This window comes from Sphingorhabdus sp. (assembly GCF_023910635.1).
Classification (GTDB): Bacteria; Pseudomonadota; Alphaproteobacteria; order Sphingomonadales; family Sphingomonadaceae; genus Sphingorhabdus_B.
On sequence record NZ_JAAVVZ010000002.1, the window covers coordinates 94107 to 110049 of the forward strand.

13 protein-coding genes and 1 tRNA gene are annotated in these 15943 nt (G+C 55.0%); 6 read left to right on the plus strand and 8 right to left on the minus strand.

What is annotated here, in order from left to right; all coding sequences use genetic code 11:
* Positions 1-5: 5 nt before the first annotated feature.
* Positions 6-296, minus strand: a complete 291-nt coding sequence (locus HEQ34_RS00885) for a hypothetical protein (protein WP_296196158.1) — start codon at positions 294-296, stop codon at positions 6-8.
* A 22-nt stretch (positions 297-318) separates the two neighbouring features.
* Positions 319-588, minus strand: coding sequence for a GlsB/YeaQ/YmgE family stress response membrane protein (locus HEQ34_RS00890; RefSeq protein WP_296196160.1), 270 nt, complete (start codon positions 586-588; stop codon positions 319-321).
* Between the two features lie 354 nt (positions 589-942).
* On the opposite strand from HEQ34_RS00890, the gene HEQ34_RS00895 reads away from it, so the two are divergent.
* Positions 943-1395 carry a hypothetical protein gene (locus HEQ34_RS00895; protein ID WP_296196161.1) on the plus strand — a complete coding sequence of 151 codons (453 nt, stop codon included), beginning with the start codon at positions 943-945 and terminating at the stop codon, positions 1393-1395.
* Positions 1396-1538: 143 nt separating this feature from the next.
* Here the strand turns inward: HEQ34_RS00895 and HEQ34_RS00900 are convergent, their stop codons facing one another.
* The 3 genes from HEQ34_RS00900 to HEQ34_RS00910 all read right to left on the minus strand — a co-directional run bounded on the left by HEQ34_RS00900 (position 1539) and on the right by HEQ34_RS00910 (position 3796).
* Complete coding sequence (locus HEQ34_RS00900) at positions 1539-1724, minus strand: hypothetical protein (RefSeq protein WP_296196163.1); 186 nt, start codon at positions 1722-1724, stop codon at positions 1539-1541.
* Positions 1725-1915: 191 nt separating this feature from the next.
* Positions 1916-2404, minus strand: a complete 489-nt coding sequence (locus HEQ34_RS00905; protein WP_296196165.1) for a cytochrome c family protein — start codon at positions 2402-2404, stop codon at positions 1916-1918.
* Between the two features lie 111 nt (positions 2405-2515).
* Positions 2516-3796: a DUF3422 domain-containing protein gene (locus HEQ34_RS00910; RefSeq protein ID WP_296196167.1), complete on the minus strand. Its 1281-nt coding sequence runs from the start codon at positions 3794-3796 to the stop codon at positions 2516-2518.
* Positions 3797-4856: 1060 nt separating this feature from the next.
* Here HEQ34_RS00910 and HEQ34_RS00915 point away from each other — a divergent pair.
* Positions 4857-5078, plus strand: coding sequence for a hypothetical protein (locus tag HEQ34_RS00915; protein ID WP_296196170.1), 222 nt, complete (start codon positions 4857-4859; stop codon positions 5076-5078).
* A 343-nt stretch (positions 5079-5421) separates the two neighbouring features.
* On the opposite strand, the gene HEQ34_RS00920 is transcribed toward HEQ34_RS00915, so the two are convergent.
* Positions 5422-7434: a TonB-dependent siderophore receptor gene (locus HEQ34_RS00920; protein ID WP_296196172.1), complete on the minus strand. Its 2013-nt coding sequence runs from the start codon at positions 7432-7434 to the stop codon at positions 5422-5424.
* A 307-nt stretch (positions 7435-7741) separates the two neighbouring features.
* Here HEQ34_RS00920 and HEQ34_RS00925 point away from each other — a divergent pair, with 307 nt between their 5' ends.
* From HEQ34_RS00925 to HEQ34_RS00935, 3 genes are all read left to right on the plus strand, one after another.
* Positions 7742-9238 (plus strand): CoA-acylating methylmalonate-semialdehyde dehydrogenase, encoded by a 1497-nt coding sequence (locus HEQ34_RS00925; protein ID WP_296196174.1) that lies wholly within the window; start codon positions 7742-7744, stop codon positions 9236-9238.
* A gap of 5 nt (positions 9239-9243) precedes the next feature.
* Positions 9244-10125: a 3-hydroxyisobutyrate dehydrogenase gene (gene mmsB / locus HEQ34_RS00930; RefSeq protein WP_296196175.1), complete on the plus strand. Its 882-nt coding sequence runs from the start codon at positions 9244-9246 to the stop codon at positions 10123-10125.
* Between the two features lie 131 nt (positions 10126-10256).
* The gene (locus HEQ34_RS00935; RefSeq protein ID WP_296196177.1) at positions 10257-12257 is read left to right on the plus strand and encodes a 3-hydroxyacyl-CoA dehydrogenase NAD-binding domain-containing protein; all 2001 of its coding nucleotides are present in this window, start codon (positions 10257-10259) and stop codon (positions 12255-12257) included.
* 272 nt (positions 12258-12529) lie between these two features.
* Here HEQ34_RS00935 and HEQ34_RS00940 read toward each other — a convergent pair.
* Together HEQ34_RS00940 and HEQ34_RS00945 are read right to left on the minus strand one after the other, a co-directional pair.
* A tRNA-Val gene (locus tag HEQ34_RS00940) sits at positions 12530-12605 on the minus strand.
* A 50-nt stretch (positions 12606-12655) separates the two neighbouring features.
* Positions 12656-13588 carry a hypothetical protein gene (locus HEQ34_RS00945; protein WP_296196178.1) on the minus strand — a complete coding sequence of 311 codons (933 nt, stop codon included), beginning with the start codon at positions 13586-13588 and terminating at the stop codon, positions 12656-12658.
* A gap of 254 nt (positions 13589-13842) precedes the next feature.
* On the opposite strand from HEQ34_RS00945, the gene HEQ34_RS00950 reads away from it, so the two are divergent.
* Positions 13843-15921, plus strand: coding sequence for a M3 family metallopeptidase (locus tag HEQ34_RS00950; protein ID WP_296196181.1), 2079 nt, complete (start codon positions 13843-13845; stop codon positions 15919-15921).
* Positions 15922-15943 lie beyond the last annotated feature (22 nt).

A 15943-nucleotide genomic window follows, 5' to 3' on the forward strand; every position in this document is an offset into this window, starting at 1 on the left:
AAGGACTATTTTTTGTCCTGTGCGTCTGCATTATCTTCCATGGCATCAGCCTTAGCATCGCCTTTTTCACGGACAGCTTCAGCTTTATCTTCCATGGCGTTTTCAGCCGCCGTGTCCATGCCATCTGTCTTGTTATCCAGGGCTTCGGCCTGAACTTCCATGACGTCAGCTTGCACTTCGGCATTGTCGCGGACGGTATCAGCCTGTTGCTCTTGTGCATTTTCCGCACCGGAATCGCAGGCTCCCAACGTCGCCAAAGACACAGAAGCGGCTAGAATCATAATGGTCTTTTTCATAAATTTTTCCCTCTTATAATGATTAGCGGACACTGCCGCGACGGAACAGATTGACGATCGCCAACAGAACGACTGCACCCAAAAATGACGCGACCAACGAGCGGATATCGAAATTGCCGCTGGTGATTGGTGCGCCACCAATCAGGGGGGTGATGACAAAGCCAGCCAAAAAAGCACCCACAATGCCAATAACGACGTTCAAGAAAATGCCTTGTTGGCCATCGGTGCGCATGACGATGCTGGCCAGCCAGCCCAAAATGCCGCCGACGATCAGAATGATGATAATATTCATGTCATTTCTCCCTTTCAGAGTGCGAAGGAAAACATCGCTCAGGCCATTTGGTTCCGATTTTGCCTAATCCCCGTTCAACTGGGTAATTTGGCGGCTGTTCAGAGGAACCACGCAGCGCCTTTTGTCGTTACCTATGCAGAGTTAGGGTCAGGACCACTTAAATCCACCTTGGCGGCGTCAAGACGTCCTTCGGATTTGGCCCATACTGTCCATTGCCGCGTTGGCAAGCTTGGACTTAGAACCGCTAAGTCCTGCGCTTGCCGCCTTGCACTGAACAGTATGGCCTCAAACCGCGAAGGTGGATTTAAGTGGTCCTGACCCTAAACTTCGAAAAATAACGAAAGTGAGAATGACATGACGCAGTCAGTAAGCCCCAAAAAAAATATGGCTAATGGAAGCCTAAAGAATTCAAACGGATCGGCACGCGCCAATGCAAAGCCCGCCGGAAAGCCCGGCCCAAAGCCCACTCAAGCGCGCAAAGCACAACGCAGCCGCCCATCAGCATATGCCGTGCCATCATGGCTCGGCGCATTGGCCTCTGTCATTGGCGTCGGCGTTGCCATAGGCGCAGGACTATACGCGACGCGCGATCAATGGATGCCAAAGGCCGACAAATGGAAGGATGATTTTTCTGCCGCCTTTGCCGATGATGAAACCGATCATGAGAATTTCGACCAAACCCGCCACGCCGGCAAGGATTCGATGCGCGACCCGTCGGGCGATGATTGGAACGAGGTTGATGATATGTCCGATGCGTCCTTCCCCGCAAGCGACCCGCCGTCTTTCACGCCCGCGACCGCGTCATGAACGAAGGTCAGCGCGATGTTGCACCCCGATGGTGGCACCGTCGTTAATATCTGACGCAAAAAAGGGCTGTCCGCTTCACTGCCGACAGCCCTTTTTTAGGCCGTAAATACACAAAAAGAACCTGCGCGGCTTGGGGTCAGGACCTAATTCAGCAATGTTGATTCCGGCTGGGGTGATTCCACCGGAGTCTCATTGGGAATGCTCCCGGGATAATCGGTATCGCCCAAATCACCTGGCGAAACTTCGTCTGGTGTGGTGCCTGGTACTTCGTTCGGCGGGCTGTAAGGCTTGGGATCGGGATCGACGCCATTTTGCATATTCATCATCATATTACTCCTAGGGTCAGGACCAATTAAATCCACTTTCGCGGTTTGAGGCCATTTTGTTCAGTGCAACGTGGCACCGGACAAAGGTAACGCCCGAAGCGCTGCTTGGTTCAACCGGCGCGGCACCAAAAATTGCAGACTGCACCAGACAAAATGGCCGCAAACCGCGAAAGTGGATTTAATTGGTCCTGACCCTAGCTTGGCGTTTCAAGATACGCGATCAGGTCCGCCCGCTTTTGCGCATCTGGCAGACCAGCGAAGATCATCTTCGTCTGCGGAATGACGCGCTGTGGCTTTTCCAAATATTGGAACAACTTTTCCTTGGTCCAAACAAAGCCAGCGCCCGCATTTGCCGCAGAATAAGTATATCCTGGAACTGTTCCAGCCGTGCGTCCGATAATATTATGCAAGGATGGACCGATTTTGTTCACGCCAGCGTCGGTCACATGGCAGGTGCGGCATTGTGCGAATACCAGCTTGCCGTTGGCGGCATTGCCGGTGACGTTGGCAAAACTGGAGCCATCAAGCGTGCTTATGTCGGTTGCGGCTAGGGGACCCGCAGGTGCGGCCGGGGCCGATGCATCTGCCTGCGTTGATGTATCCGTTTCGCCTTCCGAACCACCCGAGCATGCGGCAAGCATTGCAGATAAAGCGAGGCAAGCTATTGCTTTTGTGTTGACCATAGATTCTCCTGTCGCGTCTTTATTGGCCACATAGCCGATTTCTTACATACGCCATTTCGTGGTAAGTATAGTCATCAACGACCCCCATGGAAAGGCGATGATGCAGTCATATCAGTGCTTTTCTATATGCGCATTTTCCGCGCCGCTTTCCATCAGCACCTTGTGCCTGAGGCGGTTTACGAAGAGGTAAATCAGCAACACTATGGGTAAGGTCACAGCGCCGACAAACATCTCGCTGTTCGACCCGCCTTTGGTCGCGGCCACGCCCTTTGTCATATAGGCAATGAGCCCAATGAGATAATAAGCAGCCGCAATAACCGACAACCCCTCCACCAAGGTTTGCAGGCGAAACTGAAGCTGCGTTGAGCGCTCCATCGACCGCATCAGAACGAGGTTCTGTGCCTTTATCCGACTGTCAATGCGCACATCGAGCGTGTGCATGACGCCAGAGATACGCTCGGCAATATCGCTAAGGCGTTTCCGGAATACCGAACAGGTCCGCGATGCCGGGACCAGCCGTCGTTCCGTAAAATCGGTCAGGCTTTGGAAATTCAATATTGGCTGGACATCCAACGCGGAAAGCCTGTCCGCCGCGACTTCGGCATAAGCTGCCGTCGCACTGAGCCGGAAACCTGTGGCCGAACGAATGAGTTCAAGTTCGGACGAAATGGCAGCAAGATCATTGAGCAAGATTTCATCATCTTCATCCGCAGAGGCAACGCGCCGGGCATGGTCCGACAAACGATGCTCCAACTGGTCAAGCTGGGGGCCATATTGCTGCACCACCGGGAACCCAAGCAAGGCAAGATTCCGGTAATTACCCAGTTCCTGAACCCGCTGAATGATGCGGCCCCGCTCGCCCTCTCCAACATCACCTGCGGTAATAAGCAATCGGCCATAGCCGTCGCCATGAATGCTGAAATCGGACCAAAGCCGAATGCCGGCGTTGATATCGCAACAGACCATTTCATCGGTCGAAATGCCAATTGCGGACAATTCAGCCGCAATATTTTCTGCGCTTGGTACGATGCGTATTTGCGTCGCGCGCACAACGCCCCCCGGCCAATTTTCCAACCATTGAATATAATTATGACGAACGGGTTCAGGCGTTTCTGGCGGAAAAATCAGCGTTAACGTGCTGGCTTCGGTGTGGCGTTCCCACAGGAAATGAATGCCGCCGAGCGTATGCCCCGAACCATGTCGCGGCGCGAGGGCCCAGTCATCAAAATCGGGCCGCGCGTTTATCAGCCAACGATCCTCCGCATTGCGTTCATCAGCTTCGATGAGTCGGACAACCTGATACACTTCGCTATGGGCGGAAACGGGGGCGAAACGACGCAACCGCATTTCGTCAACGGCCCAGCGGCGCAGCGGATGTTCAGTAAAGCTCATAGCGGATTATTCGCACAAATTTGCCGAAAGTCCATAGGCTTGGGCCACGGTGTAAAATTATCGCCAAGCGCTGTTTCGCGCGCCGCCTTTCACCCATGCAAAAAACGTCCGCCCGCATTGCCCGTCAGCCCCGGTCCAGCAGCCGCCGCAATCGCGCGCACCACATCATTGGCCGGCATTCTAAGTTTACAAACATATACGCAAAACGCGACATTTCTGTAAACTTACCTCGACTTTGCGACGTTGGCTTGCCGGCTACGAAAGCCGAGCTGGGGTTCAACACATTCAAAGAGCCGGTCGCGCAACAATTGCGGGCGTGAAGCACAGAATCTCAAACCAAATCCTACATTGCAAGCGAAACCTGTTTAGGGGTTATCGCAATTGTCACCGGAATTGAAGGCGAAATAACTCCTCCCCGGCACGGGGGAGCCGTAGGCGTTGCGGAGCAACAGCGGGACCATGCGAAGCATGGGGGAGGGGCACCCGCTGGTTGTCGCAATCTCGCGGTCATGCCCGGTCGAAACGCTGCGCCAATATAATCTCACGCAGAGGCGCAGAGGCGCAAAGAAGGTGTGGCCCGATCCGTCATAATGCAAACCTATTTCAGGGATGACGCACCTGTCACCGGAGTTCAATTCAATTCCAACGACGACTAAGCGCGTTCAGTTCTGTAATTTAGTGCACTGTCACCGTAATTCCGGCACGGGGGAGCCGTAGGCGTTGCGGAGCAACAGCGGGACCATGCGAAGCATGGGGGAGGGGCACCCGCTGGTTGTCGCAATCTCGCGGTCATGCCCGGTCGAAACGCTGCGCCAATATAATCTCACGCAGAGGCGCAGAGGCGCAAAGAAGGTGTGGCCCGATCCGTCATAATGCAAACCTATTTCAGGGATGACGCACCTGTCACCGGAGTTCAATTCAATTCCAACGACGACTAAGCGCGTTCAGTTCTGTAATTTAGTGCACTGTCACCGTAATTCCCAGTTCTGTAATTTAGTGCACTGTCACCGTAATTCTGAAAGCGATGGTCGGTATACACGGTGGGCCATTTACCAAAGAGATGATCGATGCGATGGAATTACCTAATAAAGCAAGAAAAAACCTTATTTTAGCCAATGACGCGTTTGAGAAATTTTATTCAGAAAACGGCCTTCCAATTGAAATAACCTATGATTTTCCTGACGAAGTCAGGAAGGATTTTGGGCCAGGAAAAGTTGTAATGTGGTCACCCAATCAGAAAGACTATGACCGATTTGGTATTCCTGTGTCATATTGCAAATAATCATCCAATTACGGTGATGTTGTGGTATTCTGGCAATTACGCCAACAGGTGCGTCTTCCCCGAAATAGCTTTGCTTTGCGGCCGCCTTTGCATTGCTGCGTAAAATAATGCGAAGCCCCCCGAACAACTGTAACGAAAACACATGCGATAAGAGCGGGTTAATGAAATTCCGATGAATGTCAATTTTGGGATTAACGCATTTGTCCCCTCATTACGGGGATGACGCACCTGTTAGTGGAATTCTCACCGGAATTCTGTCACCGGAATACCGCTTTATCGATAGACGACATCGGCCCCGGCCTGCGCCGGGGCGACGGGATGGTGTTGCGCCAAACGGCGCGGCTTACTCCGTCGTAAACTTCAGTCCAATCCACAAGATGCGCGGCGTTCCAAGGTCGATGGAACTGTCGACCTTGCGGGTTACGACCGCCTCGTTGAAGATGTTTTCGACGCGGCCGGTCAAGGCGATCTGACGCGTTATCGGGACTTGCGCAAAGCCATCGAATGTCAACGCGGAGGACAAGATGTTGCTTTCCAGATCATCCTCAAACTGCGCGCCGATATAGCGGGCGGTTGCAGAGAATATTGCGCCTGCATTTGGCGTCCAACGCACATTTGCGTTGGCGGCATGACGCGGGCTTTGCGCCGGGGACAGGCCGTTGAGTGCGGACGCGCTGCCAGAGGCGCGCACTTTGCTATCGCTATATGCGTAGGAGCCCGAAAGCGCGACGTCGCCAAAAACGGCTTCACCCGACAGCTCAAGTCCCTTGGCCACGACCGCATCAACATTGCCGCGCTGACGCAGATTGGGACCAATGGTGATATTGGCAATGGCGTTGTTCAGGCGGTTGTAAAACATTGTCGCGCCAAAGGAGATGCCATTGGCCGGACGCAGATCAAAGCCGGCCTCAACACCGCGCAGTTTTTCAACGTCTAATGCGGCGTTGGCGCGGGTGGCGACGGGGAACACAGTAAAGGGGCGGTAAAGCTCATTCAGCGTGGGCACGCGAAAGCCGGTATAGGCCGCCGCGCGCACGGCAAAGTCATCGCGCGCCGCGAAAAGCGCGCCGACACGCGCGCTTGTTTCCCAATTTGCCCGGTTGGCAAAATTGTCATCGCGAATGACATTGCCATTTGCGCTGCGCTCGGCAAAAAAGCCGTTGTTTATTTCCCAACGGTCGGCGCGCAAGCCACCGGTCAACGTCAATGCGCCCAGCTTCCAGTCATTTTCCGCAAACACGCCAAAGGTCGCATTATTGCCACCCGCGTTGCGGCGTGCGGTCACTAATCCGGTGACTTGGCTATAGGCATCTTCAAACAATTCGCCTTCGGCCAAGCGGATATCCGCGCCAATGCGCAAGGGGTGGTCGTTGCCAACGGGCGGGCGGACTTCGATTTTGCCGCCAAGCCCCGTGGAGGGCGTATTGCGTTGGTCCAGCGTCTTGCGCAAGGACGTGGCGCTGATCACGATATTGCTGAAATTACGTGCCTGTAGATAAGCCAATGCGTCGATTTGCCAGCGGCCTTGTGACACGATGCGGATGCTGGCGTCTTGCCCTTCGGAACTGCTGTCCGCGCCGCCAAAGCGCAAGGTCCGATTGTCTTGGAAGAGCAATCCGCGAAATTGCATTTCAACAGCATCGGCCAAGGGTGCAACCGCGCGCACGCCAGTGGACCAGCTATCATAAGCCGCGCGCACATCGCTTGGTTGTCGTGTCGCAGATGGTGCGGTGAAGAAGCCGTCGCCGCGGTCCCAGCGACCCGAAAGGCTTACAAAACCAGCTTTAAGGTCGGTCGTGAGGCCCGCCGACAATTCGCTGGCATGGTCGCTGCCGTAAAAGGCCGAAAGCGATGCATCGGGCAAGTCGTCAGGCCCGGCGCTGTTCAGTTCAATCGTGCCAGCCACTGCGCCTGCCCCAAAGGCACCATTGCCGCCGCCGCGTGTCACGCGGACGGAGGACAGGCGTTCGGGCGCAATCGCGCTAAACGGGATATAGCCGAAGAACGGGTCGGCTTGGGGCACGCCGTCCAGCAATATGAGCGTCCGGCTGGAGGCATTGCCGCCCAGCGCGCGCAAGGTTGCGCCTTGGGCAGAAGGGTTGGCGGAACGGCTGTCCGAACGGCGGAACTGCTGAAAACCTGCGACATCGGCAAGGATGTTTTCGATGCGTCCCGATGCCTCGCTGGTCAGGCGCGCGCGGTCGATTTCAACCGAGCCATAAGCGGGATCACTTTTGGTCTGATCAAGGCCCTTACCCGTTACGACAATGATGGGTTCGGCGGCGTCTTGCGCATAAGCGGCAGGTGCACCAATGGCGATTGCCACGCATGAGGTCCGGGCCAAAAGGGTAAACATGTGCGTTCCTGATGTGTGAAGAAGACGGATATTAGGGTCAGGACCTATTAAATCCACCTTCGCGGCGTCAAAATGGCTTCGATCTCAAAGCAAAATGCCCTTGCAGGCAGAATGACTGCCTGCGGCGGACATTTTACTTCGATATCTTTGCCATTTTGACGCCGCGAAGGTGGATTTAGTAGGTCCTGACCCTAAGCGTTGCCTTACCCATATATGCGCTGGCCGCTATTTTTGAACTGTAATACGCCATGGTTGCAATAATGTATTGATACGCGCAAGGCACGCGGACGGAATCAGGAGAAGATATATGCGTCACATCGATCATTTCATCAGCGGTGGCACGGGCACAAGCTCGGCGCGTTTTGGCGATATTATGGACCCGAATAATGGCGGCGTTCAGGCGCGCGTGGCCTTGGGTGATGCAGATGTGCTTGAACGCGCGGTGCAAGCGGCATTGGCGGCACAGCCAGCCTGGGCGATGACCAACCCACAGCGCCGTGCGCGCGTGATGTTCGAATTCAAACGCTTGGTTGAGGCCAATATGGATGAACTGGCGCATATGTTATCGGCTGAGCATGGCAAGGTGATTGCGGACTCAAAGGGCGACATTCAGCGCGGGTTGGAAGTCATCGAATTTTGCTGCGGCATCCCGCATGTGCTGAAGGGTGAATATAGCCAAGGCGCTGGCCCCGGCATTGATGTATATTCGATGCGTCAGCCAATCGGTATCGGCGCAGGCATTACCCCGTTTAACTTTCCCGGCATGATCCCCTTGTGGATGTGCGGTCCTGCCATAGCGACGGGCAATGCGTTCATTATCAAACCAAGCGAACGCGACCCAAGCGTGCCTGTGCGCTTTGCGGAACTGTTTATCGAAGCTGGCTTGCCAGAGGGCATTTGCCAAGTCGTGCATGGTGATAAGGAAATGGTCGATGCCATTCTTGACCATCCAGCCATCGGCGCGGTCAGCTTTGTCGGCTCGTCCGACATTGCGCATTATGTCTACAATCGCGGCGTTGCCAACGGCAAGCGTGTGCAGGCCATGGGCGGCGCGAAGAACCATGGCATCGTCATGCCAGATGCCGACCTTGACCAAGTCGTGAATGACCTTGCAGGCGCGGCCTTTGGCTCGGCTGGTGAACGCTGCATGGCGCTGCCCGTTGTTGTCCCTGTTGGCGAAGACACAGCAGAGCGGCTTAAGGCCAAACTCATTCCCGCAATCGAAGCATTGCGCGTGGGCATCTCGACCGATGCCGAGGCGCATTACGGCCCGGTTGTCACCGCGCAGCATAAGGCAAAGGTTGAAGGCTGGATCCAGACCTGCGTTGACGAAGGCGGCGAGCTGATCATCGATGGCCGCGGGTTCAAGCTTCAGGGACATGAAGAAGGCTACTTTATTGGCCCAACCTTGTTTGACCATGTCACCACCGACATGGAAAGCTACAAGGAAGAAATCTTCGGCCCCGTGCTGCAGATCGTCCGCGCTGCAAACTTTGAAGAAGCCTTGGCGCTTCCGTCGAAGCACCAATATGGCAATGGCGTTGCGATCTTCACGCGCAATGGCCACGCAGCCCGTGAGTTTGCGGCGCGCGTCAATGTCGGCATGGTTGGCATTAACGTGCCGATCCCCGTGCCGGTTGCCTATCACAGCTTTGGCGGCTGGAAGCGGTCTGCCTTTGGCGATACCAACCAGCACGGCATGGAAGGCGTGAAGTTCTGGACCAAGGTGAAGACAATCACCCAGCGTTGGCCAGATGGCTCGCCTGATGGCGGCAATGCCTTCGTCATTCCAACAATGGGGTAACCGACATGAAAGTGACGTTTATCGGGCTTGGCAATATGGGTGGCGGCATGGCCGCAAACCTTGTCAGGGCGGGGCATGCGGTTAACGCCTTTGACCTATCGGGCGAGGCGCTATCGCGTGCGCGGGATAATGGGTGTGCGACCTTTACGTCAGTACGCGAAGCGGTCGATGGCGTGGACGCTGTCGTATCGATGCTGCCAAACGGCAAAATCGTGGCCAGCGTATTTGAGACGGACGTCTTGGGCCACGCACCCAAAGGCGCGATATTGCTCGATTGTTCAACGATTGACGTTGGCACTGCGCGCAGTGTGACGGCGGATGCTGTCGCGGCGGGCTATGACATGGTTGATGCCCCCGTTTCAGGCGGGATAGCGGCTGCCAATGGGGGCACTTTGACCTTCATGGTGGGCGGCACGGATACCGCCTTTGCGCGCGCGGAACCGATTTTATCAGCGATGGGCAAAGCGGTCATTCATGCTGGTGCGTCCGGCGCGGGGCAGGCGGCGAAAATCTGCAACAATATGCTGCTTGGCGCGTCGATGATTGCGACCTGTGAAACCTTTGCCATGGCCGAAAAGCTAGGGCTGGATCCGCAGACCTTTTACGACATTTCGTCGAAAGCTTCGGGTCAAAACTGGTCGATGACAAGCTATTGTCCGGTTCCGGGCGTTGGGCCGACGACACCTGCCGATAATGATTATCAGGGCGGTTTTGCCACGGCGTTGATGCTTAAGGATTTGAAATTGGCGATGGAGGCGGCGCAATCTGTAAATGCCCATGTGCCGATGGGCGAACGCGCGGCGGAACTATATGCGCAATTTGACAAGGCGGGAAATGGTGGCCTCGATTTTTCAGCAATCATCCAAACCCTGAAAGACCAAGCGTAAAACGCACGTCGCTGGAATGCTTGGAGCAGCAGGATTGCAAAGCCTGCAGAAAACATATTAGGACTGCCGTAAGTTTCTTCATCACTCGACAACCGGCAAACGCGCCGAACCTTAAAAATTAGGAGTTGCCCGTGCAATCAGTAACCACGCAGAAATTTGACGACGTCCTTGTGGTGATTGTCGACAATCCCCCCGTGAACGCATTGTCTTGGCATGTCCGTCAGGGGCTGAACGACAGTTTTGAACAGGGACTTTCGGATGATAATGTAAAGGCCCTTGTGCTGCGCTGTGCAGGATCGACCTTTATCGCAGGCGCCGACATCACAGAGTTTGGCAAAGCCCCGCAAGGTCCGGATTTCAACGCCGTGTTGAATATGATTGAAGCTGCCGGCAAACCCGTTGTGGCTGCTATTCACGGCACGGCGCTTGGTGGGGGTCTGGAAACCGCCTTGGTGTGCCATTACCGCATCGCTGTGCCTTCCGCGCGGCTTGGGGTGCCAGAGGTCAAGCTTGGCCTTCTACCGGGCGCTGGAGGGACGCAAAGGCTGCCGCGCGTCGTGGGCGTCGAAGCTGCCGCCACCATGTGTTCGCTTGGCGAACCTTTGTCTGCGACGAAGGCGGCTTCGATTGGCTTGGTCGACCGGTTGGCTGGTGAAGACAGCCTAACCGAAGACGCGATTGCCTATGCACGCGAATTGATCGCTATCGGCCCACGGCCAACGCGTGATCGTCCGCTGGGTGGTGATATTGGGATCATTGAACAATTGAAGGCGGCCAATGCCAAGAAGTGGAAAGGCTTTGATGCGCCTTACGCCAATCTTGCCTGTGTCGAGGCGGCAACGCGGTTGCCCTTTGACGAAGGCATGCAGTTCGAACGCGCGGAGTTTGTGAAGCTGATGGGTGGATCGCAATCTGCGGCCCAGCGCCACATGTTCTTTGCCGAACGCCAGGCCGCAAAGATTGACGGGTTGGCCAAAGACATTGCGTTGCGTGATATCAAGAAAGTCGGCGTGATTGGTGCTGGCACCATGGGCGGCGGGATTTCGATGAATTTCCTGTCTAAGGGCATCGCCGTGACCATCGTCGAAATGGTACAGGAAAATCTGGAACGCGGCGTTGGCGTCATCCGCAAAAATTATGAAAACAGCGCCGCCAAGGGACGCTTCTCGCCTGAGCATGTTGAAGAAATGATGGCCTTGCTGACGCCGTCATTGACACTCGATGATCTGGCCGACTGCGATCTTGTCATCGAAGCCGTGTACGAAAGCATGGACGTCAAAAAAGAGGTGTTTGGAAAGCTGGACACTATTTGCAAGCCCGGCGCGATTCTCGCGTCGAATACATCCTATCTCGACATTGACGAAATTGCCGCCAGCACGTCGCGTCCGCAAGATGTCGTCGGCATGCATTTCTTCTCGCCTGCCAATGTCATGAAATTGCTGGAGGTCGTGCGCGGCGACAAAACCGCGCCCGACGTGCTGGCCACGGCCATGGCGATTGGCAAGAAAATCGGCAAGGTCGCGGTGGTTGCAGGCGTCTGCCATGGCTTTATCGGTAACCGGATGCTGTCCACGCGTCAGCAGCCAGCGATGCAATTGCTGTTGGAGGGGGCAACGCCCGCACAGATCGACAAGGTGCACACAGATTTCGGCATGCCCATGGGACCGTTTCAGATGAGCGATCTGGCTGGGCTGGATATTGGTTGGCACCGTGACCCGTCAAGGGTCGAAACCATCCGCGATGCGCTGTGTGCGGCCGGCCGTTTTGGTCAGAAGAACAGCAAGGGCTTTTACGATTATGATGAAAAACGTGTGGGCACGCCAAGTGGCGAGGCGTTGGCGATCATTGAGGAATTTCGCGCTACTTCAAACCTGCCGAAGCGCGAAATTAGTGACCAGGAAATCGTCGAACGCACGCTCTACCCGATGGTCAATGAAGGCTGTAAAATCCTCGAAGAAGGCAAAGCCCAGCGCGCGTCCGACATCGATGTGGTCTGGATCTATGGCTATGGCTGGCCAATCTATCGCGGCGGCCCCATGTTCTGGGGCGATTTGGAAGGCGCAGGCAAAATCGTGGAAGCGCTTGAGCGGCATGGCGTCAAGGTCGCAGAGAGCTTGAAAGCCAAAGCCTGATATTTGTGGTAACACGCCCGGCGTCAACGACGCGCCGGGTGGGGGGTTTTGGGGTTGCGAGAGGGTCAGGCCCTGGACGACAGCAAAGCTGCGTCGGAGGCCTGCACAGCCCAATTTCTGGGTACGCGAATCGGTGCCGTCAGGAGCAGTCGAGGCAGCAAGGCCAAATCATTGCCGCGGTAAAAGAGGGTGGGTGCCTTGCCGCCTGATCATTGGAAATGAATTTTCATCGCCATTTGCGCGGATAATGGCCGTTGCGCCATTGAAAAACCTGGTGGGCGCTAACGGGCTCGAACCGCTGACCCTCTCGGTGTAAACGAGATGCTCTACCAACTGAGCTAAGCGCCCCTCTCGGGAGACGGGCATTTGCCAAAGTGAATCACATTTGGCAAGGCCATTTAAATGATTGGCGAAGAGCGCGCGCTTATCGCTGCAAAATAATCATCCATTTTTGCCGATGTTTCGGCGGAAAGCTCAATGAATACACGCCGAGCGTCGGCCGGGTCCTGACGCCGCAACACCATACCGCTTTCGGTCATGGCGGATATCCATCGCAATGCGGTTGTCGGCGGAACTGCGGCGGCGATACAAAGGCTAGATACCGATACGCGCTGTCCCTCTTGTGCGGCTGCTTTGAGATCAAGCAGGATATCCCATGCAGGATCCGCGAATAGGTCAGGCGGGAAAAACCGTTCGCGCAACCGGCGCAGCTTTATGATTTCGCGCAGGCTTAGCTTCGCTGCGGCATCGTTGGCGACCGAATTCTCACTCGGAAATCCTTGAAAGCCACCAAGCGGCGCGGCTCTAAAGGAGATAGATTTATCCTTTATTGTGTCCTTAAGTTCGGGATCGGCCATGCGCGCCAGCGTTCGGGCGAATTCGGCCAGTTCGTCGCTGATCCGGTGGAGCGATCGAAATTCTACTTCTTGGTCCCTATCATACAGTCGATCCATGCTGTTCCGTCCAAATGCCCCCGCCAAAACTGGCATTGCTTCGACGTCATCTGCATCGACCAGAAAGTGACATTGGCCGTGCGGAAGCGCCGCATAAATTACTTCCAGCGACTCCATCTTGGACCAAATCAATGCAGTGCTGCGATGTGTTTGGAGATAAAGCGTTATCCGCGATACGGTATCGCTGAGCCTGTCCGTTTCGGAGGAAAGGTCGATCAGCAGAAAATCTGCGGGTTGCGTATCGTCCATTAGCAAGGGCGTATAACCGGCCAATGTTGCCAGCCGCGCAAGCTTGGCATCCCGCTCCAATGACCCACCGGCGATCATCGCAATGCGTCCATTTTGGCCCGTGGCGGGGTTAGGTGAGATGTCTGGCATAATCTTTTGAACAAATGCCTGATAAGATTATGCTTTTGCGAACGCACGAAAAAACGACGCCGAATATGTAAAACTTACCTCCATATTGGAGGAAACAGTTTTGGCGAACAGGAGGTTTGCTTGCGCTGCGCGATGCGCTATCCCCATCTTAATGAAGCGCCAGAATAAAAGCGGCATGAGCCAGAGGAGCAAAATTAGTGAGAAAACAGCACATCATAATGAGCGCAGCGGCGCTTTTATTGTCAGGAGTATCAATGACAGCGGTTGCACAAGCAAAAGAAATGAATGCTGGCCAGGCTGCGAATGAACCCGCCTTGCTGCAGGAATGGACTGGCTCTTATGACGGTGTGCCACCATGGGATCAGGTTAAAGTGTCGCAATTTCCGGCTGCATTCCAAGCCGCGATGGATGCATCAAAGGCTGAATTTGAAGCCATGCTTGCAAAGCCCGAGGCCATTAGCTTTGACAATACGATCACTGCCAGCGAGCTGTCGGGTGAAAAAATTGGCCGGTTATTCTCCATATGGGGCGTCCATTCGTCTAACTTGTCCAGCCCTGAAGTGCGCAAAATTCAGGCCGAGTGGGAGCCGAAGTTGAGTGCGTTCTTCTCCGAATTGTCGTTGGATGCGCGTTATTTCCAGCGCGTAAAATATGTATATGACCAGCGCGCCAATCTGGGTCTCGATGCACAACAGATGCGGTTGTTGGAGCGGACCTATGACGGCTTGGTCCGGAATGGCGCGATGCTTGATGCGGCACAAAAAGCGCAAGTCATCCGCATTGAGACCGACCTGTCGAGCAAGTTTTCCGCTTTTTCCGACAAGGTTCTTGCCGATGAGGAAACCTTCATTCTGATGACGCAGGAGGCCGATTTGGCTGGCCTACCGGAAAGTTTTGTCGCGTCATTGCAGGCTGCGGCCAAGGCGAAGGGCCAAAGCGGGTGGGCCGTCGTCAACACCCGTTCAGCGGTACAGCCATTCCTTGAAAATTCAACGCGGCGCGATTTGCGCGAAAAAGTCTGGCGTGCTTTCACCAAGCGCGGCGATAATAAGAATGCCAATGACACGAACGCCACCATCGCCGAAATCCTGAAACTGCGTCAGCAGCGCGCTGAAATTTTGGGTTTTGCCACCCATGCGCATTTCCGGATGGCCGATACCATGGCGCAGGACCCGAATAAGGCGATGGAGCTGATGATGAAGGTTTGGCCCGCCGCGGCAGCGCGCGTGCGTGAAGAAGTCGAGGATATGCAGGCGATTGCCAATGCGGACAATATTACGATCGCGCCGTGGGATTATCGTTTCTACGCCGAGAAAGTGCGCAAGGCGAAATATGACCTCGATCAAGAAGCGGTGAAGCCATATTTCCAATTGGATAATATGGTCGCCGCGATGTTTGACGCCGCAGGCAGACTGTACGGCATGAGTTTCACCGAGAACACGGGCACGGTTCCGGTGTTTGAACCCAAGGTGCGGACGTTTGAAGTAAAGCGCGATGGCAAGGTTATTGGCCTATTCTATCTCGACAACTTCGCACGCGCAGGAAAGCGTTCGGGCGCGTGGATGACCACCTATCGCAGCCAGCATAAACTGGGCGGTAAGAACAATATCGTGCTGGCGTCGAACAACAACAATTTCGTACCGGGTGCCGATGGCGTGCCCACGTTGATCAGCATTGATGATGCATCAACCTTGTTCCACGAATTTGGCCATGCCATCCATTATCTAAACTCCGACATCACCTGGCCGGGCCTTGGCGGGACACCGCGCGATTTTGTAGAATATCCAAGCCAAGTGAACGAAAATTGGCTGCTGACGCCGTATATTCTCAATACATATGCCAAGCATTATAAGACCGGAGAGCCCATTCCAGCCGCCTTGGTCGAGAAAATCCGGGCAAGTGACACGTTCAACCAAGGATTCTCCACGGTTGAATATCTGTCGAGCGCAATATTGGATATGAAATTGCATAACCGAAGCGCGCCTGTGACTGATCCCGCCGCCTTTGAACGCGATACGCTTGCAGAAATCGGCATGCCAAAGGAAATGGTCATGCGGCACCGCCTGCCGCAGTTTAACCACCTGTTTTCCAGCGACAGCTATTCGGCGGGCTATTACAGCTATCTTTGGTCCGAAACGATGGATGCCGACACTTGGGCCGCCTTCACCGAAAAGGGTGATGTCTGGGACAAGGAAACGGCAGAGCGTTTCCGCTCCATGCTGATGGCGACTGGTAATGAAACCGACCGGATCGAGGCCTATCGCGCGTTCCGTGGTCGTGACCCCGACGTCAAATTTATCATGAAAAAGCGCGGATTTCCAACCGGCGAATAAGCCGCTGTGATGACATTAAACA

Coding starts and splice junctions, on each gene's coding strand:
- HEQ34_RS00885 (WP_296196158.1), bottom strand. CDS start 296: ATGAAAAAGACCATTATGATTCTAGCCGCTTCTGTGTCTTTGGCGACG.
- HEQ34_RS00890 (WP_296196160.1), bottom strand. CDS start 588: ATGAATATTATCATCATTCTGATCGTCGGCGGCATTTTGGGCTGGCTG.
- HEQ34_RS00895 (WP_296196161.1), top strand. CDS start 943: ATGACGCAGTCAGTAAGCCCCAAAAAAAATATGGCTAATGGAAGCCTA.
- HEQ34_RS00900 (WP_296196163.1), bottom strand. CDS start 1,724: ATGATGATGAATATGCAAAATGGCGTCGATCCCGATCCCAAGCCTTAC.
- HEQ34_RS00905 (WP_296196165.1), bottom strand. CDS start 2,404: ATGGTCAACACAAAAGCAATAGCTTGCCTCGCTTTATCTGCAATGCTT.
- HEQ34_RS00910 (WP_296196167.1), bottom strand. CDS start 3,796: ATGAGCTTTACTGAACATCCGCTGCGCCGCTGGGCCGTTGACGAAATG.
- HEQ34_RS00915 (WP_296196170.1), top strand. CDS start 4,857: ATGATCGATGCGATGGAATTACCTAATAAAGCAAGAAAAAACCTTATT.
- HEQ34_RS00920 (WP_296196172.1), bottom strand. CDS start 7,434: ATGTTTACCCTTTTGGCCCGGACCTCATGCGTGGCAATCGCCATTGGT.
- HEQ34_RS00925 (WP_296196174.1), top strand. CDS start 7,742: ATGCGTCACATCGATCATTTCATCAGCGGTGGCACGGGCACAAGCTCG.
- mmsB (WP_296196175.1), top strand. CDS start 9,244: ATGAAAGTGACGTTTATCGGGCTTGGCAATATGGGTGGCGGCATGGCC.
- HEQ34_RS00945 (WP_296196178.1), bottom strand. CDS start 13,588: ATGCCAGACATCTCACCTAACCCCGCCACGGGCCAAAATGGACGCATT.
- HEQ34_RS00950 (WP_296196181.1), top strand. CDS start 13,843: ATGACAGCGGTTGCACAAGCAAAAGAAATGAATGCTGGCCAGGCTGCG.